This is a genomic window from Burkholderiales bacterium (assembly GCA_036262035.1).
Classification (GTDB): Bacteria; Pseudomonadota; Gammaproteobacteria; order Burkholderiales; family SG8-41; genus JAQGMV01.
Genome location: DATAJS010000031.1, coordinates 264,614 through 285,401, shown reverse-complemented (window position 1 = coordinate 285,401; position 20,788 = coordinate 264,614). Strand labels below are relative to the sequence as shown.

The window sequence follows — 20,788 nt, the reverse complement described above, 5'->3', positions numbered from 1 at the left end:
CCTGAGTTGCCGTGTATGCGTCAGTCGGCGCGTATGCCGGCCTGCTTGGCGATCCGCTGCCATTTCGCGAGGTCGCCTGCGATGAGCTTGCCGAACGCTTCGGGTGTTTCGATCAGCGGCTCGGCCGCTTCGGCGTTGAGACGCTTCGCCATGTCGGGATCGCGCAGGATCGCGCCGATCTCGGTGTTGAGCCGGGTGACGATCGGCTGCGGGATGCCGGCAGGGCCGAGGATGCCCCACCAGATGCTGCCGTCGTAGCCGGCGACGCCCGCTTCGGAAATGGTCGGCACGTCGGGCACCACGGGCGAACGTTTCGCCGAGCCGACGCCCAGCGGCCGCAGTTTCCCGGTGCGCAGGTGGGTCAATGCCTGGATCAGCGTGCCGAACAGGACTTCGACCTGTCCGGTCATCACGTCGACCATGGCCGGACCGCCGCCCTTATAAGGCACGTGCTGGAGGTTCACGCCCGCCATCGACTTGAACAGCTCGCCGCCGAAGTGGTTGAAGCCGCCGATCCCCGACGACGCGTAGTGAAGCTGCCCCGGCCGCGCCTTGGCGAGCGCGATCAGGTCCTTCAACGTCTTCACCGGAAGGCTCGGCGTCACCGCGAGCACGTTGGCGCCCGAGCCGATGAGCGAGATCGGGATCAGCGACTTCACCGGGTCGTACGGCAGCTTGTGGATCGCCGGATTCATCGCGTAGCTCGTCGACACGATGAGCAGGGTGTGACCGTCGGCGGGCGAGCGCGCCGCGAGCTCGGTGCCGATGATGCCGTCGGCGCCGCCGCGGTTGTCGACGATCGCCTGCTGACCGAGGCGCTCGCTCATCTTCTGCGCGATGACGCGCCCGAGGATGTCGTTGCTGCCGCCGGGCGGGAACGGGACGATCACCCGGATCGGTTTCGAGGGAAAGCGCGCGGAATCGGCGCCCTGGGCTGCCGCTTCACCCAGGGCGCCGCCGGCGCCGATGACGGCCGCAGCGAAGTAAGCGAGCTTCGCGTAGGCAACGCGGCGTACGGCAGTCATCGATCCTCCTCCAGGAATTCGTCGGGCGCCGCTCTTGGCAGGCGGGTTCGCCGGTAATATTAGAAAAAATCATCCGGAGCGCCGCAGGACAGAACGTCCCGGGGCGGGTCTGCGATGCTTCACCTGCAGACGGCGAACTGTACTCGCCGCGCGGTCGACCCGCAAACCAAGATTGTTCATGCACCTATGAGTAAAGGTAATGCAAAGCGGCGTGCGGCGCGTGCTCCGCGGCTGCCGCCGCTCGCCGCGCTGCGCGTCTTCGAGTGCGTGTCGCGCCACATGAGCTTCACCGAGGCCGCGCGCGAGCTGTCGGTCACGCAGGGCGCTGTCAGCCATCAGATCCGCGCCCTCGAGAGCTGGCTGGGCTTCGAGCTCTTCCAGCGCGAAGGCCGCACGCTCAGGCTCTCGCGCGGGGCGCGCGCGTACGCGGAGACGATCGGCGCCGCCTTGCAGCAGATCGCCGCGCACACCGACGCATTGCGGCAGGCGCGCTCGCACGAGGTGCTGACCGTGCGCGGCTACACGACTTTTCTCGTGCGCTGGCTGATCCCGCGCCTGCCCAGCTTTCAGGCCGCGCACCCCGAGGTCGAGATCCGCCTCGAAGCGAGCGCCGATCCGGTCGACTTCAGGCGCGATCAGGCCGACGTCGCGGTGCTGTACGGCAATGGCGCATGGGCCGACCTGCGGGCGGATCTGCTGTTCAGGGACGAGCTGGTGCCGGTCTGCAGCCCGCAGCTCACCGGGAACACGCGCACGCTCGCCGCAGCGAAGCTGCTCGAGCTGCCGCTCCTGCATCTGAACGCGCGCCGTCGCGACTGGCCGGACTGGATCGAGATGGCGGGCTTGACGCGCGAGCCCGATCGTCGCGACATGCGCTTCGAAGACCTCTCGATCGTCTACCAGTGCGCGATCGACGGTCTCGGTGTGGCGATGGGGCAGCGCAAGTATCTCGCCGAGGAGATCGCGAACGGCCGGCTCGTCGTGCCGATCGACAAGCCGCTCATGCGCGATGCGGGGTACTACCTGGTGTGTCCGAAGGAATCTGCCGGAGATGCGAAGGTCGAGACGTTTCGCGCTTGGCTGCTTGCTACGCTGGACAAAAGTGACGGGTAAAGCGGTGACGGATGAGACGGTGACGGATGAAGCGGTGACGCGTTCCCTCCCCTTCAGGGGAGCGTTACGGTGGGGTTTGAATTACGAGTCGTACCGCGGATAGCCGGAGAACTTCTCTTCCGCTTCCAGATACCGCTTCATCGCGTGCCACTCGAGCTCGCCGTAGGGCCGGCGGGTCCCGGGCTGGTACATGTTCGCGGTGTGGGCCAGCACTTCCTGCGGCGGCAGCGCGAGCTCGGTGCGCGCGGCCATCGCGTCGACCTGCGCGCGGCACGAGAGCTCGAGGTTGTACATGAGGTTGAACGCCTGCGCGACGCTCGGCCCGCAGGTGAGCAGCCCGTGGTTGCGCAGGATCATCGCGCTGTGCCCGTCGAGGTCGCGCACCAGGCGCTCGCGCTCGTCGAGGTCGACCGCCGGCCCTTCGTAATCGTGATAGCCGATGTGTCCCACGAACCGCATCGAGGTCTGGCTCATCGGCAGCAGGCCGCACTTCATCGTCGAGACGGCGATGCCTGCACGCGTATGGCTGTGGATGATCGCGTGTACATCCGGACGCGCTTTGTGGATCGCGCCGTGGATGACATAGCCCGACTTGTTGATTCCGTAGTCCGTGTCCGGCTTCCAGACGATCTCGCCTTCGACGTCGATCTTGACCAGGCTCGAGGCGGTGATCTCCTTGTAGAGCATGCCGTAGAGGTTGATCAGCAGGTGCTCGGTGCCGGGAATGCGCAGCGTGATGTGGTTGTAGATCAGGTCGGTCATGCCGAACTTGTCCATCAGGCGGTAGCACGCGGCGAGGTCGACTCGCGCCTGCCACTCCTCGGGGCTGACGTGCTCGCGCACGCACGGAAACTGCGTCGAAAAGTCGGGGGACATGGGATTTACCGAAGGACTGCGGAGGGGTGTGCTGCTCGATTCGATTTTAGGCCGGGCGCGCGCCGTGGACAAATGCCGAGTCCACCATTTGACGGTATGGCCTCTCCTCTCTAGACTCACGCGCTCTCCCGGGGGCCTTCGGCCCCCGAGTGTTTAGTGTTGAGTGATAAGCGTTGAGCGGCTCCATGCCCCGGCTTTTCACTCAACACTGAACACTCAACACTCGACACTGGAGCTTTTATGACCGTCACCGGCAACGAACACTGGACCCAGAAAGGCGACGTGCGCCTGTTTCTCTGGGAGAAGACCGCCGGCGCCTCGGATCCGAACAAGCCCACGGTCCTGTTCGTGCACGGCTCGTCGATGGCGTCGCAGCCGACGTTCGACCTGACGGTGCCCGGCCGCGAGGATTCCTCGGCCATGGACTGGTTCGCGCAGCGCGGCTTCAACACCTGGACCGTGGACAACGAAGGCTACGGCCGCTCGGACAAGAAGCGCGACATCAACTTCGACATCTCCAACGGCGCCGACGATCTCGAGGCCGCGACCGACTACATCATGAAGACGCGCGGCATCAGGAAGTTCCTGGTGTACGGCATCTCGTCGGGCGCGCTCAAAGCGGCGCTGTTCGCGCAGCGCAATCCCGACCGCGTCGCGCGCCTGGCGCTCGATGCGTTCGTGTGGACCGGCGAAGGCAGCCCGACGCTGAAAGAGCGCGCCAAGAGGCTGCCCGAGTTCAAGAAGATGAATCGCCGCCCGATCGATCGCGCGTTCGTATACTCGGTGTTCGAGCGCGACCATCCGGGCTGCGCCGAAAAGCGCACGATCGAAGCGTTCGCCGACGCCATCCTCGCGCTCGACGATTCGATGCCGACCGGCACCTATGTCGACATGACCTCCAGGCTGCCGATCGTCGATCCCGAGAAGATCACGGTGCCGACGATCGTCATGCGCGGGCAGTGGGACGGCATCGCGAGCTTCGAGGATCTGATCAAGTTCTTCGAGAAGCTGCCCAACCCCGACAAGACGTTCTCGGTGATGTCGGGCATCTCGCACGCGAGCTTCCAGCAGATCAATTACAGGATGGTGTACCACATCCTTCATTCGTGGTTCACCCAGCCGGAGCCGATCTACCGCGGCTGATCGTCATTCCCGACGCGCGATAGCGCGATCGGGAATCCACGTTGATTTTGAGGTCCCGGCAGAAAATGGATCCTGGCCTTCGCCAGGACGACGCTTCGCGTCGAATGGATTCCCGCCTTCGCGGGAATGACGATCGAAGTGCCGACGTTGCGCAACAGGCGCCGAACCCTTTAATGTTCGGCGGATGAAAACACTCTCTCTCGCACTGCTTGCACTCTCGTCCACGGCCTTCGCGGCCGACGGCGCCTATCCCACCAAACCGATCCGTCTCATCGTTCCGTACAGCGCGGGCGGCTCGACCGACACGCTGTCGCGCGTCGTCGGCCGCGAGCTCTTCGAACGCATGGGCCAGCAGGTCGTGATCGACAACCGCACCGGCGGCGGCACGATCATCGGCACCGAGATCGCGGCGCATGCGGCGCCCGACGGCTATACGCTCTTCATGGCGACCCCGCCCACCGCGGTGAATCCTTCGCTCTACGGCAAGGTGCCGTACGACCTCGAGCGCGATTTCGCGGCGGTCACGAACGTCGCCGGCTCGACCAACCTCCTGGTCGTGAATCCGAGCGTGCCGGCACAATCGGTGAAGGAGCTGATCGCGCTGCTCAAGGCGAATCCGGGCAAGTACAACTACGGCACGAGCGGCGTCGGCGGCGCGGGGCATCTCGCCACCGCGCTCTTCACGAGCATGGCGCGCGTCGATGCGACGCACGTGCCTTATAAAGGCGGCGCACCGGCGGTCGCGGACCTCGTCGCGGGCCGGCTCGACTTCGCCATGGCCAATCTCACCACCGCGCAGCCGCACATCCGTGCGGGACGACTTCGCGCCCTCGGCGTGGGAACCAAAGCGCGCTCGCCGCTGTTCCCCGAAATGCCGACGATCGCGGAAGCCGGTCTGCCGGGCTACGAAGCGAACAACTGGAACGGCGTCGTCGTGCCTGCGAAGACGCCGCGCGAGATCGTCGCCCGCCTGCACAAGGAGATCGTCGCGGTGCTGAACGACCCTGCGACGTCCAAGCGCCTGCTCTCGCTGGGCCTCGAGCCGGTCGGCGACACGCCGGCACAGTTCGCGCAGTACCTCCGAAGCGAGGCCGCGAAATGGGGTAAGGTCGTGAAAGCCGCAGGCATCAAACCGGAGTAACAAAGCTTGAACACGGAGGGCACGGAGGAATTCGAATCGTCATTGCGAGGAACAGGGTGACGAACCAATCTCGTTGCGAACGCAGCGTGCGCCACGGGATCGCTTCGTCGCATCGCTCCTCGCGATGACATTTGCGGTTCTCCTCCGTGTCCACCGTGCACCTCCGTGTCCACCGTGTTGATGCTTTTGAAGTAATCCAGGAGTCACCATGAAAGCTCTGAACGAATTAACAGCCACCGAGATCGTCCGCGCCGTCGCTTCGGGCAAGACGACCGCCGAAGCCGTGGCGCGCGCGTGCCTCGATCGCATTGCCGAGCGCGAGCCGCGCGTCGAGGCCTGGCAGTTCCTCGACCCCGATCTCGTGCTCGCGCAGGCGCGCGCGCTCGATCGCCGAGGCACCGTCGGCGCGCTGCAGGGCGTGCCCGTCGGCTTCAAGGACATCATCGACACCGCCGACATGCCGACCGAGTACGGCTCGCCGATCTACAAAGGGCACCGTCCGGTGAACGACGCCGCGTGCGTCGCGCTGTCGCGCCGCGCCGGCGCAATCGTCATGGGCAAGACCGTGACGACCGAGTTCGCGAACCGCTTCCCCGGGAAGGCGCGCAATCCCTTCGATCCGCAGCGCACGCCCGGCGGGTCGTCGAGCGGCTCCGCCGCCGCGGTCGGCGACGCCATGGTACCGCTCGCGGTCGGCACGCAGACCACTGCATCGACCCTGCGGCCGGCGAGCTTCTGCGGCTGCGTCGGCTATCGCCCGACGTGGGGCGACCTGCGGGCCGTCGGCGTGAAAGAAGCCGCCGGCTCGCTCGACACGCTCGGGCTCATCGCGCGCTCGGTCGACGACGTCGCGCTGTACAGGGACGTGCTGCTCGGCGCCAAGGTCGAGCCGCTCGTCGACGATGCGGCGTGGAAGCCGCGCATCGGCTTCTGCCGCACGCCGATGTGGGACCAGTGCGAGCCGGCGACGCAGGCGATGCTGACCGGGCTCGCGCAGGATCTCGCGGCGCGCACGGAGGTCCGCGACGTCACGCTGCCGGAGGAGTTCTCGCGCATCGAGGACGCGCATCGCTGGGTATCGAGCTTCGAGTTCTCGCGCAACTTCACGTGGGAGATCGAGAACCACTGGAACCTCATCAGCGCCGAGCTGCGCAACGGCCGTTTGAAGGACGGGCTGTCGTGCACGTTCGAGCAGTATCGCGAAGCGCGCACCTTCATCCAGCACTGCCGCAACATGGTCGACGCGGTTCTCGGCGACCTCGACGTGCTGCTGGTGCCGGTGGCGTCGGGCGAGGCGCCGATCGGCCTGAACTCCACGGGCAACGCGTCGTTCTGCGCGATCTGGACCTCGATGCACGTCCCCGCCGTCACGCTGCCGCTGTTCAAAGGCCCGAACGGTCTCCCCGTCGGCGCGCAGTTCATCGCGCGCCGCAATGACGACCGCAAGCTGTTTGCCGCCTGCAAGTACGTCATGCGCGCCCGCTAGCGGGCGCTGCGCTTCCGCGCCGGTAAACGACTCGGAGGGAAACCAGGGTTTCCCTCCGAGACCTCCTTTCCTTTCCGCGCTCTTTCGAGTTCCGCTTTCCCGGAGCGTTTATCATTTCGTACTTCGCGTTTCGCGCTCAAAGGTTTTTCATGCCGTCCTGGCTCTGGCCTGCCGTAAAGCTCATCCTTCCCCACGTCGGCAATATCGTCGCCGCGGCGAAGCCGGTGTTCACCAAGAAGTTCGGGACGCCGGCCGAGGAAGCGGGCGTCGTCCAGCAGCAGATCGCCGAGCTGCAATCGGTGGCATCGGAGAATGCGGCGCATATCAGGGAGCTCGCCGAGCAGTTGCGGCTGACCGTCGCTGCGCTCGAGCAGGCCGCGACCGAGACCGAGAAGCGGATCCGCCGGGCCTATACGTTCGCGGTCACCGCGCTGGGGGTTGCGGTCGTCGCGATCGTGGTGGTGTTTACGCAGCGGTGAGGTGGGGCTCGGTGCGTTACGCGCCCTTTCGGCGCTAACGCACCCTACGTTTTTTCGTGGTTTTTTTCTTGGCCTTGCCCTTGGCCTTGGCCTTGGCCTTCGCTTTCGCCTGGGCTTTCAGCACGCGCGCGGCGCGGTTGACCGCATCGTCCTCGACCCAGATGATCGCGCCCCAGCGCCCTTCGCCGGCGGAGAGCGCATCGATGCCGGTGACGTTGATGTCGGTGTCTCCGAGCTTCTTCAGGTGATCGGTGAGGGCGCCGCTGCGCTCGGTGCCCTGGATGAGGAAGCCGCTCTTCTCCGAAGTGAACGCCAGCCCCGCCCTGGTGACGGCCCGCTTGAAACTGGCGGGATCGGCGGGCACGACGTCGATCTTGGCGCGCTTGCCGTGGGGCACGCCCACGCAGGCCAGCAGGTCGACCTTGGCGCTGACGAGCGTCGACAGCACGCCGAACGCCTTGCCCGCGGTGTTCGGCACCTGTATCGAAAAATATTCGACTTTGCGAACGACATCCGCCACGGCATTCCTCCGTCTTCTTGTTCGAGCCGGACATACTACGCCCGGCGCATCTCAAGCTTAAAGCGTGAAGCGCAATCGCCCGATCAGCGCGCCGGGCAGGTGCGAGCTCGACGTCGAGCGCTCATCGTAGGTCGACGTCGAGAGCAGCATCTCGCGCTCGCTCGTCAAGTCGACGAGGTTCTCGCCGAGCATGCGGTAGAGCGTGTCGTCGAAGCGCAGCGCGTTCACCGGCGCCACGATGCGTCCGCCCTCGACCTTGAACGTCGCGAACCGCGTCATGCCGGTGATGCGGCACGCCGGCCGGTCGGAATAGTTCAGGTACCAGAGGTTGCCGATGTAGAGGCCGTCGCCGAGCGCGGCCAGCGCTTCGGCCGCGGGGAGCTCACCGGGGGCGAGGTCGAGCGCTTCGGGGCTCTCGCCGCCGTTCGCGCCGTTGGCGGTGTAGCCGTATTCTCTGGCCGAGCGTGGCGAGACGAGGCTGTCGGCAAGGGCGCCGCGCTCGATCAGCGTGACGCCGGGCGGCCGCACGAAGCCTTCGCCCTGGAAGATCGGCGCGGTGCTCCCGGCGGTGTTTTCCGCGAGCGTCACCTTGGGCGAGAGCCGTTCGCCGTGCTCCATGAGGAGCAGCGCGCTGCGCCGCGTCGCGCGCGAGCGCGCGGAGAAAGCGCCCCACGACAACAGGCCGGTGATCTCTTCGAGCGCGTGCGGCGCGAGAAAGACTCGGTATTCGCCCGGCTCCAGCGTCACCGGCGGCCTCGCGAGCAGCTCGAGCCGCTGCACCGCGGTCTCGACCTTGTCGCGGAACACCGCGCCGTCCCAGTCGAAGCCCGCGTAGCCGTCCTTCACCGCCTTGTCGGCGCGCAGATGCACGCTCCAGTCGAAGTTGAAAGTGTCGACCTCGTGCCAGTTGCGCTGGCCGCGGCTGTCGGCGAAGCCGCGATAGATCGCGCCGGCTGCATAGAAACCGACGAAGTCGTGGCCCTGTCCCGCCTGGACGGCCTGCTCGACCACGCTCTCGGCGTCCGGCAGAGCGCCCCGCCGGTGGAAGTTGGTGGACGTTACGCTGTCGGGCAGCAGCAGCCAGGGGTCTTCGGGCAGTTGCGCGAGCATGTCGCGCACGCGCGGAAGCGTGCGCTTGCAGAGGTCGAGGTCGCCCGGCCCGCCCGACAACGCGATCGTCGCCGCCGCCTGCCTCGAGCCGCGCACCAGGCGCAGCGTGAGATAGCGCTGCTCCACCGTTCCGGCCTGCCGCACCAGCGCCTTGTTGAAGCGCACGAAATCGGAGCGCTCGCCGGACAGCGCCGCGAGCAGCACCTCGCCCGCGTCGCATTCGCGCGCGAGCGCATCGGCGAGCTCGAAGAACTGCGCCTGCGCGCTCACTTAAGGCGAGCCTCCGAACACTTCGACGTCGCGGAATAAACCCGGGGGCGAGGCGTGACCGACGTGGATCACCTGGTTGGGCTCGCCTTTGCCGCAATAGAGCGTGCCGTGCACTTCGAACGTCCCGGCCGAGCCCAGCATGGCGAGGCTGCGCCAGAACTCGGCGGAGATGCCGCGGTAGTTGGCGTTCTTCACGACACCCTTGATCCGGCCGTCCTCGATGAGCTCGCCCCATTCGCAGCCGAACTGGAACTTGTTGCGCGAGTCGTCGATCGACCACGAGACGTTGCTGCGCATGAGCACGCCGCGTCGCACCGACGCGATCATCTCGTCGAGCGTGTGCGGTCCGGGCTCGATATTGAGGTTCGCCATGCGGTCGATCGGCGCGCGGTTCCACGATCCCGCGCGCGAATTCGCGGTGCCTTCCATCCCTGCGCGGCGCTGCGAGAGACGCCCGCCGAGCGGGCGCTCGAGGATGCCGTCGCGAATGAGCCACACTTTTTCGGCGGCCCCGCCGTCGTCGTCGTAGTCGTAGCTCGCGAGCTCGTCGGTAACGCCCGGGTCGAACGTGACGTTGAGGAGCTCCGAGCCGTAGCGGTAGCGGCCGAACATGTCGGGCGTGACGAAGCTCGTGCCGGCGTAATTACGCTCGTCGCCGAGGATGCGGTCGAGCTCGAGCGGGTGGCCGATCGACTCGTGGATCTGCAGCATCATCTGGTCGGGCATGAGCAGCAGGTCCATGCGGCCGGACGGGCAGTTCGGCGCCCCCAGAAGCTGTAACGCTTCGCCGGCGAGCATCGCGCCGCAGCCCGAGAAGCCGCTGTCCGCGAGCCGCTCCAAGCCGCCCTGGCGCGCATCGAAGAAGGTGCGGCTCTGGGTCTCGGTACCTTCGTTGGCGGTGACGTGGGCCTGCGGCACGGTGTAGACGAACTGCTGGTGCACGTCGCCGCCGGTGTTGGTGAGATAGCGCTGGTCGACGCGGCGCAGCTCCAGGCTCGCGTAGCGCTCGACGATGCGCCGATCGACGGCGGCATTGCGGCATTCGTCGGCGAGGAGGTCGTAGAGCTCGCTGCGGGAGAGCGTGACGCGGCGGCCGGCAGCGAGGCGCTCCGCGCGGGCGGCGGGCATGTCCTCGGGGCTGTAGCGATGCACGCTCTGCGTGCGGGTCGCTACCGCCCACGCGGTCGCGCGATCGAGCGCCGCCTGCAGTCCTGCGTGCGTGAGGTCGCTGGTCGCGCAGTAGCCGTAACCGCCGTCGCTCACCGCGACGAGCATCGCGCCGCGGTCGCAGAGCAGGCGCGGCGGCTCGACGGTGTCGTTGCGCACCGCGAAGTGCTCGCGTTCCTCGTCCACGACGCGCAGCGAATAAAAGCCGGCGGTGGAGCGCAGCGACTCGAAAGTTTTTCGCAGATCGTCGTGCATATCACTCAACAATTCCCTCCCCCCTCGGAGGGAGGGTCAGGGAGGGGTGGTCGTGCAGGCGATGCAAGCGCCTTGCCGACGACAAAGCGCGTATTGTAATGTCCGCACTCTCCCGCGCTTCACGCATCATGAAACAGCCCCTCGAAGTCCTGAAGCTCTACCCTCCGCACGATTACACGCTGCACGGCGTGCTCGAGAGCCGCGCCGCGCGCGATGCGGAACGTCCTTTCATCCGCTTCGGCGAGCGCACCTGGACCTGGCGGTCGTTCGACGAGGCCGTTACCCAGATCGCGTCGCTGCTGCTCGACCGCGGCATCCGCAAGGGTGATCGCGTCGGCGTCAGCGGGCGCAACAGCGACGGCCACGTGCTCATGCTGTTCGCGCTCGCCCGCGCCGGCGCGATCATGGTGCCGATCAATCCGGAGTTCGGCGTCGAGGAAGCGCGCTACGTGCTGCACCACGCCGAAGTGAGCGGCGTCGTCGCGAGCGCCGACACGCTCGACGTCGTTCGCGAGGCGTGTGACGGATTGAAGCGCGCACCGTGGTTCCTGATGCTCGGCGACGCGCATGCCGGCGTGCCGGGGCTGTTGGCCGAGGCCTCACGGGTGCAGCCGCGCGCGATGCCGTCGGATGTGAGCGGCGACGACACCGTGCTCATCGTCTACACGTCGGGGACGACCGGCTTCCCGAAAGGGGCGATGCACAGCCAGCGCAGCTTCATCACCGGGGGCGAAGCGTTCGTGCAGCGCGTCTACCTCCAGCCCGACGATCGCGTGATGATCGTGCTGCCGCTGTTCCACATCAACGCGCTCTTCTATTCGCTGGCAGGAACGGTAGCGGCGGGCTGCGCGATGATCGTCGTGCCGCGCTTCTCCGCCTCGACGTTCTGGAACACCGCGGTCGATTACGGCGCGACCGAAGTCAACATCATCGAGGCGATCGGCACGATCCTCAAGAACCGCCCGCGGTCGGAGTTCAGGCCCGAGCACAGGATTCGCGCGATCTACGGCGTGCGGCACAGCATGGAAGCGACGTTCCGCGACGAGTTCCGGATCCCGCATCTCATCGGCGGCTACGGCATGACCGAAATCCCCGGCGTGACGTGCAATCCGGTCGAAGGCCTGCGCAAGCCGGGCAGCATGGGACCGATCGGACGCCATCCCGACCCAATGCGCCCGTGGGCGGAATGCCGCGTGGTCGACGACGACGGCAAGGACGTCGGTGTCGACGAAGAAGGCGAGCTCCTCGTGAAGACGCCGATCATCATGCAGGGCTACTTCCGCGATCCCGAGCAGACGAAGGACGCGTTCGCCGACGGCTGGTTCAAGACCGGCGACCTCGTGAAGCGCGACGAGGACGGCTACTTCTTCTTCGTCTCGCGCAAGAAAGACATCATCCGGCGCCGCGGCGAGAACATCGCCGGCGCCGAGCTCGACCGCGTCATCGGCACGCACCCGGCGGTGCACGAAGCGGCGGCGATACCGGTGCCGGCGGAGCTCGGCGAGGACGAGATCCTCGTGCTGGTGGTGTTGAAGCCGGGACGGAGCGCGACCGCGCAGGACATCGCGCTGTGGTGCCGCGAGCACCTCGCGCCGCAGAAAGTGCCGCGCTACGTGCTGTTCGTCGACGATCTGCCGCACACGCCGACGCACAAGGTGCTCAAGGCACAGTTGAAGAAGGATGCGTCGCTGAAGGGCAGGGCGGTGGACCTGGAGGCTGAGAAGTAACCTGAAAATGGATTCCCGCCTTCGCGGGAATGACGATCCCCGTCGTCCCCGCGCAGGCGGGAACCCCTATTGACTTGAAACCGAGGAGAACGATGAAAACAAGAACGTACATCTCAGCGCTGTGTCTCGCCGCGGCGAGCTTTGCCGCGCAGGCGCAGACCTACCCGAGCAAACCGATCCGCATGATCATTCCGTATCCGCCCGGCGGTGGGGCGGACACGATCATCCGGCCGATGGCCCACGTGCTCGGCCAGAGCCTGAAGCAGCAGGTCATCGTCGACAACCGCGGCGGCGCCAACGGCAACATCGGCATGGAGCTCGCGGCGAAATCGCCGCCCGACGGCTACACCCTCGTCTTCGCGCTGACGGGACAGCTCGCGGTGAATCCCGCGCTCTACAAAAAAGTGTCCTACGATCCGATCAAGGATTTCGAGCCGATCACGCTGCTCGGCAGCGGGCCGTACATCATCCTGGTGCATCCTTCGCTGCCGGTGAAATCGATCAAGGAGCTGATCGCGCTCGCGAAGGCGAAGCCCAACCAGATCACGTATGCATCGTCGGGCAGCGGCAGCGGCGGCCATCTCGTCAACGAGCTCCTGAACAGCATGGCCGGCGTGAAGATGCTGCACATCCCGTACAAAGGCGGCGGCCCCGCGCTCACCGCGACGATCGCCGGCGAAGCGCAGGTGCTGTCGGCTCCCTATGCGACCGCGAAGCCGCACATGGAAAGCGGCCGGTTGCGCGCGCTCGCGGTGAGCACGTCCAAACGCCTCACCGGCGTCAACCTGCCGACCGTCGCCGAAGCCGCGCTGCCCGGTTTCGACGCGGGCGTGTGGTATGCCTTCCTCGCGCCGGCCGGCACGCCGAAGGATATCGTCAACAAGCTCCATGGCGAGATCGTGCGTGCGATCGCGCAGCCCGAGGTCAAGGCGGTGCTCCAGCGCTCGGCGATCGAGCCGGTCGGCAGCACGCCCGAAGAGCTCGCGAAGTTCATGAAGTCCGAGCTCGCGAAGTGGGCGAAGGTCGTTCGCGAAGCGCACATCAACGTCGATTGAGAGACGTTGAAGTGATGAGGTGAAGGTGAGGAGATCAAGGTGAGGAGAGGCTGATGGCGGCGAAACGTACAAACGATGCGATCTTCGAGCGGGGCTTGCGGGTTCGCAAGCAGGTGCTGACGCCCCAGTACGTCAACAAGCAGTTCGCGCTCGCCAGCGACTGGAGCGCGCCGATGCAGCACCTCGCGACCCAGGCCTGGGGACTGACGTGGGCGCGGCCCGGGCTGCCGCACAGGACGCGCAGCATGCTCAACCTCGCGTTCCTGGTCGCACTCGACAAGCCCGAGGAGCTCGAGCTGCATACGACCGCAGCGTTGAGGAACGGGGTCACGCCGGAGGAGATCATGGAGGTCCTCATCCAGGCGGCGATCTACTGCGGCTTTCCCGCGGCGCTCAAGGGCACGCGCACCGCGCGCCAGGCGATCGAGCGCTGGCAGGCCGGGGAAGGCGCGCGGGCGCCGGCGAAGAAACGCGCGAAGGCGCGACGCTGATGCCGGCCGACAGCAAACCGATCGGGCTCGCGATCGTCGGCTCCGGCCGCATCGGCACGCTGCGCGCGCGGCTCGCCGCGGCGCATCCCGCGGTGCGGTTCATCGCGGTGTCGGACCGCGACGACGCTGCGGCGAAGAAGCTCGCCGCGACGGTCGGCGCCCAGGTCAGCAGCACGCGCAACGACGCCATCATCGAGCATCCGGACGTCAACGCGGTCATCGTCTCGACGAGCGAAGGCGAGCACGTCGAGCCGCTGGTGAGGGCGATCGAGCTGGGCAAGCGCGTGCTGGTCGAGAAGCCGATCGCGCTGACCACCGCGGACGCCGACCGCGTCATCCAGGCGATCGAGAAGAGCGGGGCGGACGTGCGGGTCGGCTACAGCCGGCGCTACAAGGAGCGCTATCTCATCGCGCGGGAGCAGGTCGTGCAGGGGCGCATCGGCACGCCGACCGGCGGCGCCGCGCGGGTCTTCAACTCGCGCTCGCAGGCGCTGGCGATGCTCAGCCGCAATCCGCACGCGACGCCGGTGGTGGATGCGCTCACGTACTATGTCGACCTCATGAGCTTTCTCTTCGGCGGCAAGCGGCTGGTGGAAGTCTATGCGCGCGGCCAGATGGGCGTGCTGAAGAACGCCGGCCATGACGTCGCCGACGTCTCGTACGCGATCCTCACCTACGAAGACGGCACGGTCGCCAACCTCGGCGTCTCGTACGCGCTGCCCGAAAAGTATCCCGCGCTCGGCCACGCCGCGCGAGTGGAGGTCGTCGGCACCGACGGCGTGATGATCCTCGACGACGATCACACCGACCAGCTCATGTACAGCGAGAAAGGCATCCCGCACGTCTACCTGCCGGATCACAGCGTCAACATGGTGTTCCTGCAGAGCGGCACGCCGGGCGACTGGGCGCTGGGGGAGTTCTACGGGCCGATCGCGAACGAGACCCGCGCGTGGCTCGACTACCTCTGCATGGGCCGTCCCTGCGTGCTCGCGACGCCCCACGAAGCGCGCGCGACGCTGGAGGCTACGCTGGCCATCGAGCATTCGGTCGCAACCGGCCGGCCCGTCACGCTGCCTCTCGCCGGCTAAAAAGGCTTATTAACCGCAAAGGCCGCAAAGGACGCCAAGGAAGGGCAAAAAGCCAACCCTATTCACCACAAAGGACGCAAAGGACGCAAAGGACACAAAGGACACAAAGGAAAGCTAAACATCGCGCACGCGTGACGATGCGACGTTGATTAACCTTTGTGTCCTTTGTGGTTATTTGATTGTGATTTTCCTTTGCGTCCTTTGCGTCCTTGGCGGTCAATTACGTATTTGACCTTAAGGGCCCTTAGCCCGATCCCGTAGCACGAACTTCTGGATCTTGCCCGTCGCGTTCTTCGGCAGGTCGCCGAAGACGATGCGCTTGGGCGCCTTGAAGTGCGCGAGGCTGGCGCGGGCGTGGTCGATGAGGTGCTGCTCGCTGACGACCACGCCGCTCTTCAGCGTCACGAAAGCGACGGGGACCTCGCCCCACACCGGGTCCGGGCCGGCAACCACCGCGGCTTCCATCACCGCCGGATGGCTCACGAGCACGCGCTCGACCTCGATCGACGCGATGTTCTCGCCGCCCGAGATGATGATGTCTTTCGCGCGGTCGCGGATCTCGAGGTAGCCGTCGGGGTGCACGACCGCGAGGTCGCCGCTCCTGAACCAGCCGTCGGGTGCGGCGCGCCTGGTGGCTTCTTCGTCACGGTAATAGCCGAGCATCACGTTGTTGCCGCGCAAGGCGATCTCGCCGAGCGCCGTGCCGTCACGTGCGACATCGGCGCCGGCCGAGTCGACGACGCGTATCCTCTGCGCGATCACGTTGCCTACCCCCTGGCGCGCCTTGAAGCGCGCCTGCTCCTCGGCGCTCGCGGCGTTCCATTCCGGATGCCAGTCGCAGATCACCGCCGGACCGAAGGTCTCGGTGAGGCCGTACAGGTGCGTCACGTCCATTCCCAGCGACGCGAGCCGCGACAGCAGCGCCGGCGTGGGCGGTGCGCCGCCGGTCGCGACGGCGACGCGTCCTTGCAGCGGCTGCGCCGACTCGTGCCAGGCCAGCATGACCAGCACCGTGGGCGCCGCGTTGAAATGCGTGATGCCCGACTCCGCGAGATGCCGCCACACGCGCGCGGGCTCGACCTTGCGCTCGCAGACGTGCGTCGCGCCGGCCGCGGTGACGCCCCACGTGAAGCACCAGCCGTTGCAGTGGAACATCGGCAGCGTCCACAGGAAGCGGCTGCTCGCGTCGAGCTTCGTATGCAGCGCCATCGCCAGCGCCTGCAGATACGCGCCGCGGTGGTGGTACATCACGCCTTTGGGCGAGCCGGTCGTGCCGCTGGTGTAGTTGATGGCGAGCAGCGCGCGCTCGTCTTCGACCGCGGACCGATATGGTTGCGCGCCTTGCAGCAGCGTTTCGTATTCATCGGCGCGCACGAGCCTCAGCCCGGCGTTCGCCGCGCCGATCTCCCGCGCGACCGCGTCGAAGTCGCCGTCGTAGACGAGCACCGATGCCCCCGCGTGACGCACGATGCCCGTCAGGTCGCCCGCAGTGAGCCGCGGGTTCAGCGCGACGAGCACAGCCCCGGCGAACGGCACGCCGTAATGCGCTTCGAGCAGCACGTGGGTGTTGGGCGCGAGCACCGCAACACGGTCGCCCGCTTCGACAGCGAGCCCGCGCAACGCCCCGGCGAGCCGCAGCGCGCGATCGAGGAACTGGGCGTACGTATAGCGCCGGTCTTCGTCGATGACGGCGACGCGGTCGGCGAAGACCGCGCCGGCACGTACCAGGAAAGCCGTCGGAGTGAGCGGCTCGAAAGACATCGTCGGGTCCACGCGCGAACCTCTTATGGAGTGATGCACCGTGTATCATCGTAACGCATGAACAAACCTCTTTTGCTGTGCGCCGCCGGCGCGCTCGTGTCGGCGAGCGTCCATGCCGCCGATCCCTATCCTTCCAGGACCATCCGCTTCATCGTGCCGTTTCCGCCGGGCGGCGCGACCGACGTCGTCACCCGCGTCGTCGCGCAGAAGCTCAACGAGGCGTGGCAGCGTCAGGTCGTCACCGTCGACAACCGTGCCGGGGCGGGCGGCGTGCTCGGATCGGACATCGCCGCGCGCGCGCCCGCGGACGGCTACACGCTGGTCATGGGCACGACCGGCACGCACGCGATCAATGCGAGCCTGTACGCGAAGCCCTCGTACCATCCGGTCAAGGACTTCGTCGCGATCACGCCGACCGCGCTCCTGCCGAACATGGTGGTCGCACATCCGTCCATCCCGGTCCGGAACGTCAAGGAGCTGATCGCGCTCGCGCGCGCGAAGCCGGGGCAGCTGAGCTACGCCTCTTCGGGCAATTTCCTCTATCTCTCCGGCGCGCTCTTCACCAGCATGGCCGGCGTCGACATGCTGCACGTGCCGTTCAAGGGCGGCTCGCAGGCGATGCCGGCGCTGGTGTCGGGCGAGGTCGCGACCTCGTTCTCGACGATCGTGTCGGCGCAGCCGCTGGTCGCGTCGGGCAAGCTGCGCGGGCTCGCGGTGACGAGCGCGAAGCGCTTTCCCTCGGTGCCGCAGATGCCGACCGTCTCCGAATCGGGCCTGCCGGGCTACGAAGCGGTCGCATGGTACGGCGTGTTCGCGCCCGACGGCACGCCGCGCGAGATCGTGTCGCGGCTGAATGCGGACATCGTGAAGATCGTGAACGCGCCCGACGTGCGCGAGCTGTTCCTCAAGCAGGGCGCGACGTCGTATGCGACGACCCCGGAGGAATTCTCGAAAGTCGTGCAGCGCGACGTCGCGAAGTGGGCGAAGGTCGTGAAAGCGTCCGGCGCGAAAGCCGACTAGGCCGCTGCATGCAGCGCAAACCGGTCATCGGCGTATCGATCAGCATCGACCCGGGGAAGCGCCTGCGTGCGGGACACGAGTACCTGTACATCAAGCGCAGCTACAGCGCGTGCATCGCGAAAGTCGGCGGCCACCCCGTGCTCATACCGCCCGACCTCGCGCCGTCGGCGGTCGCGGAGCTCTGCGACGGTCTCGTCATTTCTGGCGGCGACGACCTGCCGGCATGCTTCGACGCGGGTGTCGCGCTCGACAGCCCGTCCGCGGAAGTGCAGGAGCGCATCGGCTACGAACGGCTGCTCATCGACGCGTTCAACGCTTCGAGGAAGCCGGTGCTCGGCGTGTGCTACGGCATGCAGCTCATCAACCTGCACTTCGGCGGCACGCTGCACGTCGAGCTCCCGGGCGGCGGCGCGATCGAGCACGGCGGTACGGGCATCTCCACCCAGCACCACGTCACGACCGCTGTGGGCTCTGCACTGCGCCGCGCGCTCGGCGAGCGCGCGCTGGTCGCGTCGTCGCACCATCAGGCGATCGACAAGGTCGCTCCGGGTTTCACCGCCGCGGCGCATGCGGACGACGGCGTCGTCGAGGCGATCGAAGGGCGCGGGTTCACCGGGGTGGAGTGGCATCCGGAGTCCGATGCGACAGGGCCTGCGGTCTACCGCCACCTCGTCGAGCTGTCGCGCCAGCAGCCCTAGAACGCCCGCATGAGCGTCGGAAAGAGTCGATGGAGCAGCAGCGCGCGACCGCCGAGAAATGCAGCGACCGCAATCCAGAGACCGGCGTTTCCCCAGAGCGGCATCAGCGTATACAGCAGCACCAGAAACACGCCGAAGGCGGCGATGACGGCGTTGCGCATCGCCTTGGTCTGCGTGGCGGCGAGATACACGCCGTCGTAGGTGTAGGCCCACACCGATACCAGCGGGATCAGCACCGGCCACAGCAGATACGCGGCCGCGGCAGCGCGGACTTCCGGGATGCTGGTGAGAAGCGCGATGATGCCGTGCCCGAATACGGCATAGATCGCAACGTTGACGAGCCCGACCACGCCCGCCCACAGGAAGACCACGCGCATCGCGCGCGTGAAGGCTTCGCGATGACGCTTTCCGAACGCTTCGCCGAGTATCGCCTCCGCCGCGTGTGCGACGCCGTCGAGCGCGAACGACGTGAAGATCAGGAAGTGGTGCAGCACCTGATTGGCGGCGAGCGTCACGTCGCCGAGCTCGGCGCTCTTCGCCATGAAGAACGCGAGCACCGACACTACGCACAGGGTCCGCAGGACGATGTCGGTGTTGATCGAGATCATGCGGAGCAGCCTGGCGCGATCGAGGAGTCTCGTGCGATGACTGTCGTGGGGCAGGCTGCGCAGCGTGCGCCGCATGGTCCACGCGCCGGCGATGAATCCGGCGTATTCCGAGATGAGCGTGGCCGCGGCCACGCCGGCAACGCCCCAGCCGTAGCCGAAGACGAACAGGAAGGCGAGCGCGATGTTCAGCACGTTCGTCAGGATCTGGAGGACGAGCGGCGTGCGCGCGTTCTCCAGTCCATAGAACCAGCCGATGATCGCGTAGGTGCAGAGCACCGCGGGCATCGACCAGACCCGGATCAGGAAATATTCGCGGGCATAGTGCTTCACTTCCGCGCTCGCGTCGATCAGCCAGAAAGCGAAGGAGATGATGGGAAGCTGCAGCGCGACGACCGCCGCGCCGATCACGGCGGCGAGCAGGAGGGCCCGACCGACCATGGCGCGGACCTCGCCGTAGTCGCCGGCGCCTCGCGCCTGCGCGGTCGGGCCCGTGGTGCCCATGCGCAGGCAGTTGAACAGGTGATAGATGAAGTTGAAGAGCATCGCGCCGATTGCGACGGCGCCGATGTAATAGACCTCCGACAGGTGTCCGACCACTGCGGTGTCGACCGCGCCGAGCAACGGGACGGAGATGTTCGCCAGGATGATCGGCCCGGCCATCGCCCAGAGCTGGGCGTGCAGGCGGCGATGCTGACTCGGAACGCTGTGTGTCTCGGATGCCCTGCGGCGGAAAAGCAAACCCACCCCCACCCCTAACCCTCTCCCTGAGAGGAGGGGATGTTCTTGTTACGCGTTGGCGAGGACCTGCAGCAGGCGGTCGAGATCGGCCTTGACCTTCGCCAGCCCCTCGGTGGCACGAAACGTCTTCGTATCCATGAAGAGCTTCTTGTTGATCTCGACCTGGATGCTGTTCCTGCCGCTGGCCGGGTCGGCGATGCGGCGGATGAGCTCGTTGCCGATGTAGGGGGTGTTCACCGAGACGCTGTAGCCGTAGCTCTTCAGCGTGTCCACCACCAGCTCCAAGGCAGGCTTCGACGCCGTCAGGCCCTTGATGTCGCTGACACAGAAATCCGCGCGCGGCTGACCCGCGTCGGGATGCGTCGGCGCGCCGACCGCCGACATGCAGTGGCACGAGATCTGGGTGAGCTTGCCGAACTTCGCATACAGATCGTCGGCGATGCGCTTCAACTCCGCGTGATACGGCCGGTAGTACTGGTTCAGGCGCTCCTCGATCTCGGCGACGGTGAGCTTGCGCTCCTGGAACGGCTCGCCGTAGCGCGCCTTGGTCTTGATGAGTCCCAGCCCCTCCAGAGTGCGCGCGGTCGGCTTCAGCTCCACCGGCCATTCGCCGTCAACGACCGCCGGGTCCATGTCGAGCTCGTTGCGGTTCACGTCGACCCAGGTGTTGGGAAACGCGCAGTAGAGCAGCGTCGCGCCGACCTGCGGCGCGCCCGCCCACAGGTCTTCGACGTACATCGAGACGTTGTCGTGGACCGTCGTAAAAGGCAGCGGCGAGCGGTATTCCTTCGGGTATTCGCGGCCGCTGCGCGACACGTCGACGAGCAGCGGGACCGCGGTGGCAAGCGGTTCGTAACGCAGAAAGAGGCCGGGGCTGGCGTGTATCATCGATCGGGCTTTCTCCTGTAATCCACGCGATTCTAACGACAGAGGCGGGGCCGGCCCGGTCGCTGATAAATGCCCTCGCCGTCAAATAGTTCCGTTTCCTGACAGCCGAAGGCGGAAGTCTGACTATAA

Annotated in this window: 19 protein-coding genes; 11 read left to right on the top strand and 8 right to left on the bottom strand. The window is 66.7% G+C overall.

Annotation, left to right across the window (positions count from 1 at the left end; genetic code table 11):
* Positions 1-20: 20 nt before the first annotated feature.
* Positions 21-1,025 carry a tripartite tricarboxylate transporter substrate binding protein gene (locus tag VHP37_31280; protein HEX2830860.1) on the bottom strand — a complete coding sequence of 335 codons (1,005 nt, stop codon included), beginning with the start codon at positions 1,023-1,025 and terminating at the stop codon, positions 21-23.
* Between the two features lie 186 nt (positions 1,026-1,211).
* On the opposite strand from VHP37_31280, the gene gcvA reads away from it, so the two are divergent.
* Complete coding sequence (gene gcvA / locus VHP37_31275; protein HEX2830859.1) at positions 1,212-2,138, top strand: transcriptional regulator GcvA; 927 nt, start codon at positions 1,212-1,214, stop codon at positions 2,136-2,138.
* An 81-nt stretch (positions 2,139-2,219) separates the two neighbouring features.
* On the opposite strand, the gene VHP37_31270 is transcribed toward gcvA, so the two are convergent.
* Positions 2,220-3,014 carry a class II aldolase/adducin family protein gene (locus VHP37_31270; GenBank protein HEX2830858.1) on the bottom strand — a complete coding sequence of 265 codons (795 nt, stop codon included), beginning with the start codon at positions 3,012-3,014 and terminating at the stop codon, positions 2,220-2,222.
* Between the two features lie 240 nt (positions 3,015-3,254).
* Here VHP37_31270 and VHP37_31265 point away from each other — a divergent pair, with 240 nt between their 5' ends.
* From VHP37_31265 to VHP37_31250, 4 genes are all read left to right on the top strand, one after another.
* Positions 3,255-4,157, top strand: coding sequence for an alpha/beta fold hydrolase (locus VHP37_31265; GenBank protein ID HEX2830857.1), 903 nt, complete (start codon positions 3,255-3,257; stop codon positions 4,155-4,157).
* A 184-nt stretch (positions 4,158-4,341) separates the two neighbouring features.
* A complete protein-coding gene (locus VHP37_31260; protein ID HEX2830856.1) occupies positions 4,342-5,298 on the top strand; it encodes a tripartite tricarboxylate transporter substrate binding protein in 957 nt (318 codons plus the stop codon).
* A gap of 208 nt (positions 5,299-5,506) precedes the next feature.
* Entirely contained in the window at positions 5,507-6,784 is a 1,278-nt protein-coding gene (locus tag VHP37_31255) for an amidase (GenBank protein HEX2830855.1), read from the top strand.
* A 149-nt stretch (positions 6,785-6,933) separates the two neighbouring features.
* A complete protein-coding gene (locus VHP37_31250; protein ID HEX2830854.1) occupies positions 6,934-7,263 on the top strand; it encodes a hypothetical protein in 330 nt (109 codons plus the stop codon).
* Positions 7,264-7,297: 34 nt separating this feature from the next.
* Here VHP37_31250 and VHP37_31245 read toward each other — a convergent pair whose 3' ends face one another.
* The 3 genes from VHP37_31245 to VHP37_31235 are packed head-to-tail and all read right to left on the bottom strand — an operon-like array spanning position 7,298 to position 10,585.
* Complete coding sequence (locus tag VHP37_31245) at positions 7,298-7,783, bottom strand: hypothetical protein (GenBank protein HEX2830853.1); 486 nt, start codon at positions 7,781-7,783, stop codon at positions 7,298-7,300.
* Between the two features lie 57 nt (positions 7,784-7,840).
* Entirely contained in the window at positions 7,841-9,163 is a 1,323-nt protein-coding gene (locus VHP37_31240) for a metallopeptidase TldD-related protein (GenBank protein HEX2830852.1), read from the bottom strand.
* Complete coding sequence (locus VHP37_31235; protein HEX2830851.1) at positions 9,164-10,585, bottom strand: TldD/PmbA family protein; 1,422 nt, start codon at positions 10,583-10,585, stop codon at positions 9,164-9,166.
* A gap of 128 nt (positions 10,586-10,713) precedes the next feature.
* Between VHP37_31235 and VHP37_31230 the strand changes: the two genes are divergently transcribed.
* From VHP37_31230 to VHP37_31215, 4 genes are all read left to right on the top strand, one after another.
* Positions 10,714-12,312, top strand: a complete 1,599-nt coding sequence (locus VHP37_31230; protein HEX2830850.1) for an AMP-binding protein — start codon at positions 10,714-10,716, stop codon at positions 12,310-12,312.
* A gap of 92 nt (positions 12,313-12,404) precedes the next feature.
* Positions 12,405-13,367 (top strand): tripartite tricarboxylate transporter substrate binding protein, encoded by a 963-nt coding sequence (locus VHP37_31225; protein ID HEX2830849.1) that lies wholly within the window; start codon positions 12,405-12,407, stop codon positions 13,365-13,367.
* A 53-nt stretch (positions 13,368-13,420) separates the two neighbouring features.
* Positions 13,421-13,858: a carboxymuconolactone decarboxylase family protein gene (locus VHP37_31220; protein ID HEX2830848.1), complete on the top strand. Its 438-nt coding sequence runs from the start codon at positions 13,421-13,423 to the stop codon at positions 13,856-13,858.
* Positions 13,858-14,946, top strand: coding sequence for a Gfo/Idh/MocA family oxidoreductase (locus VHP37_31215; GenBank protein HEX2830847.1), 1,089 nt, complete (start codon positions 13,858-13,860; stop codon positions 14,944-14,946). Before VHP37_31220 ends, VHP37_31215 begins: the two co-directional genes overlap by 1 nt.
* Positions 14,947-15,180: 234 nt before the next feature.
* Here the strand turns inward: VHP37_31215 and VHP37_31210 are convergent, their stop codons facing one another.
* Complete coding sequence (locus VHP37_31210; GenBank protein HEX2830846.1) at positions 15,181-16,707, bottom strand: acyl--CoA ligase family protein; 1,527 nt, start codon at positions 16,705-16,707, stop codon at positions 15,181-15,183.
* Positions 16,708-16,764: 57 nt separating this feature from the next.
* On the opposite strand from VHP37_31210, the gene VHP37_31205 reads away from it, so the two are divergent.
* Both VHP37_31205 and VHP37_31200 read left to right on the top strand, forming a co-directional pair.
* Positions 16,765-17,727, top strand: a complete 963-nt coding sequence (locus VHP37_31205) for a tripartite tricarboxylate transporter substrate binding protein (protein ID HEX2830845.1) — start codon at positions 16,765-16,767, stop codon at positions 17,725-17,727.
* 8 nt (positions 17,728-17,735) lie between these two features.
* Positions 17,736-18,425 (top strand): gamma-glutamyl-gamma-aminobutyrate hydrolase family protein, encoded by a 690-nt coding sequence (locus VHP37_31200; protein HEX2830844.1) that lies wholly within the window; start codon positions 17,736-17,738, stop codon positions 18,423-18,425.
* Here the strand turns inward: VHP37_31200 and VHP37_31195 are convergent.
* Positions 18,422-19,693, bottom strand: coding sequence for an MATE family efflux transporter (locus VHP37_31195; protein ID HEX2830843.1), 1,272 nt, complete (start codon positions 19,691-19,693; stop codon positions 18,422-18,424). The two genes, VHP37_31200 and VHP37_31195, sit on opposite strands and share 4 nt — an antisense overlap.
* Positions 19,694-19,819: 126 nt before the next feature.
* Complete coding sequence (locus VHP37_31190; protein HEX2830842.1) at positions 19,820-20,659, bottom strand: N-formylglutamate amidohydrolase; 840 nt, start codon at positions 20,657-20,659, stop codon at positions 19,820-19,822.
* Between the last annotated feature and the right edge of the window lie 129 nt (positions 20,660-20,788).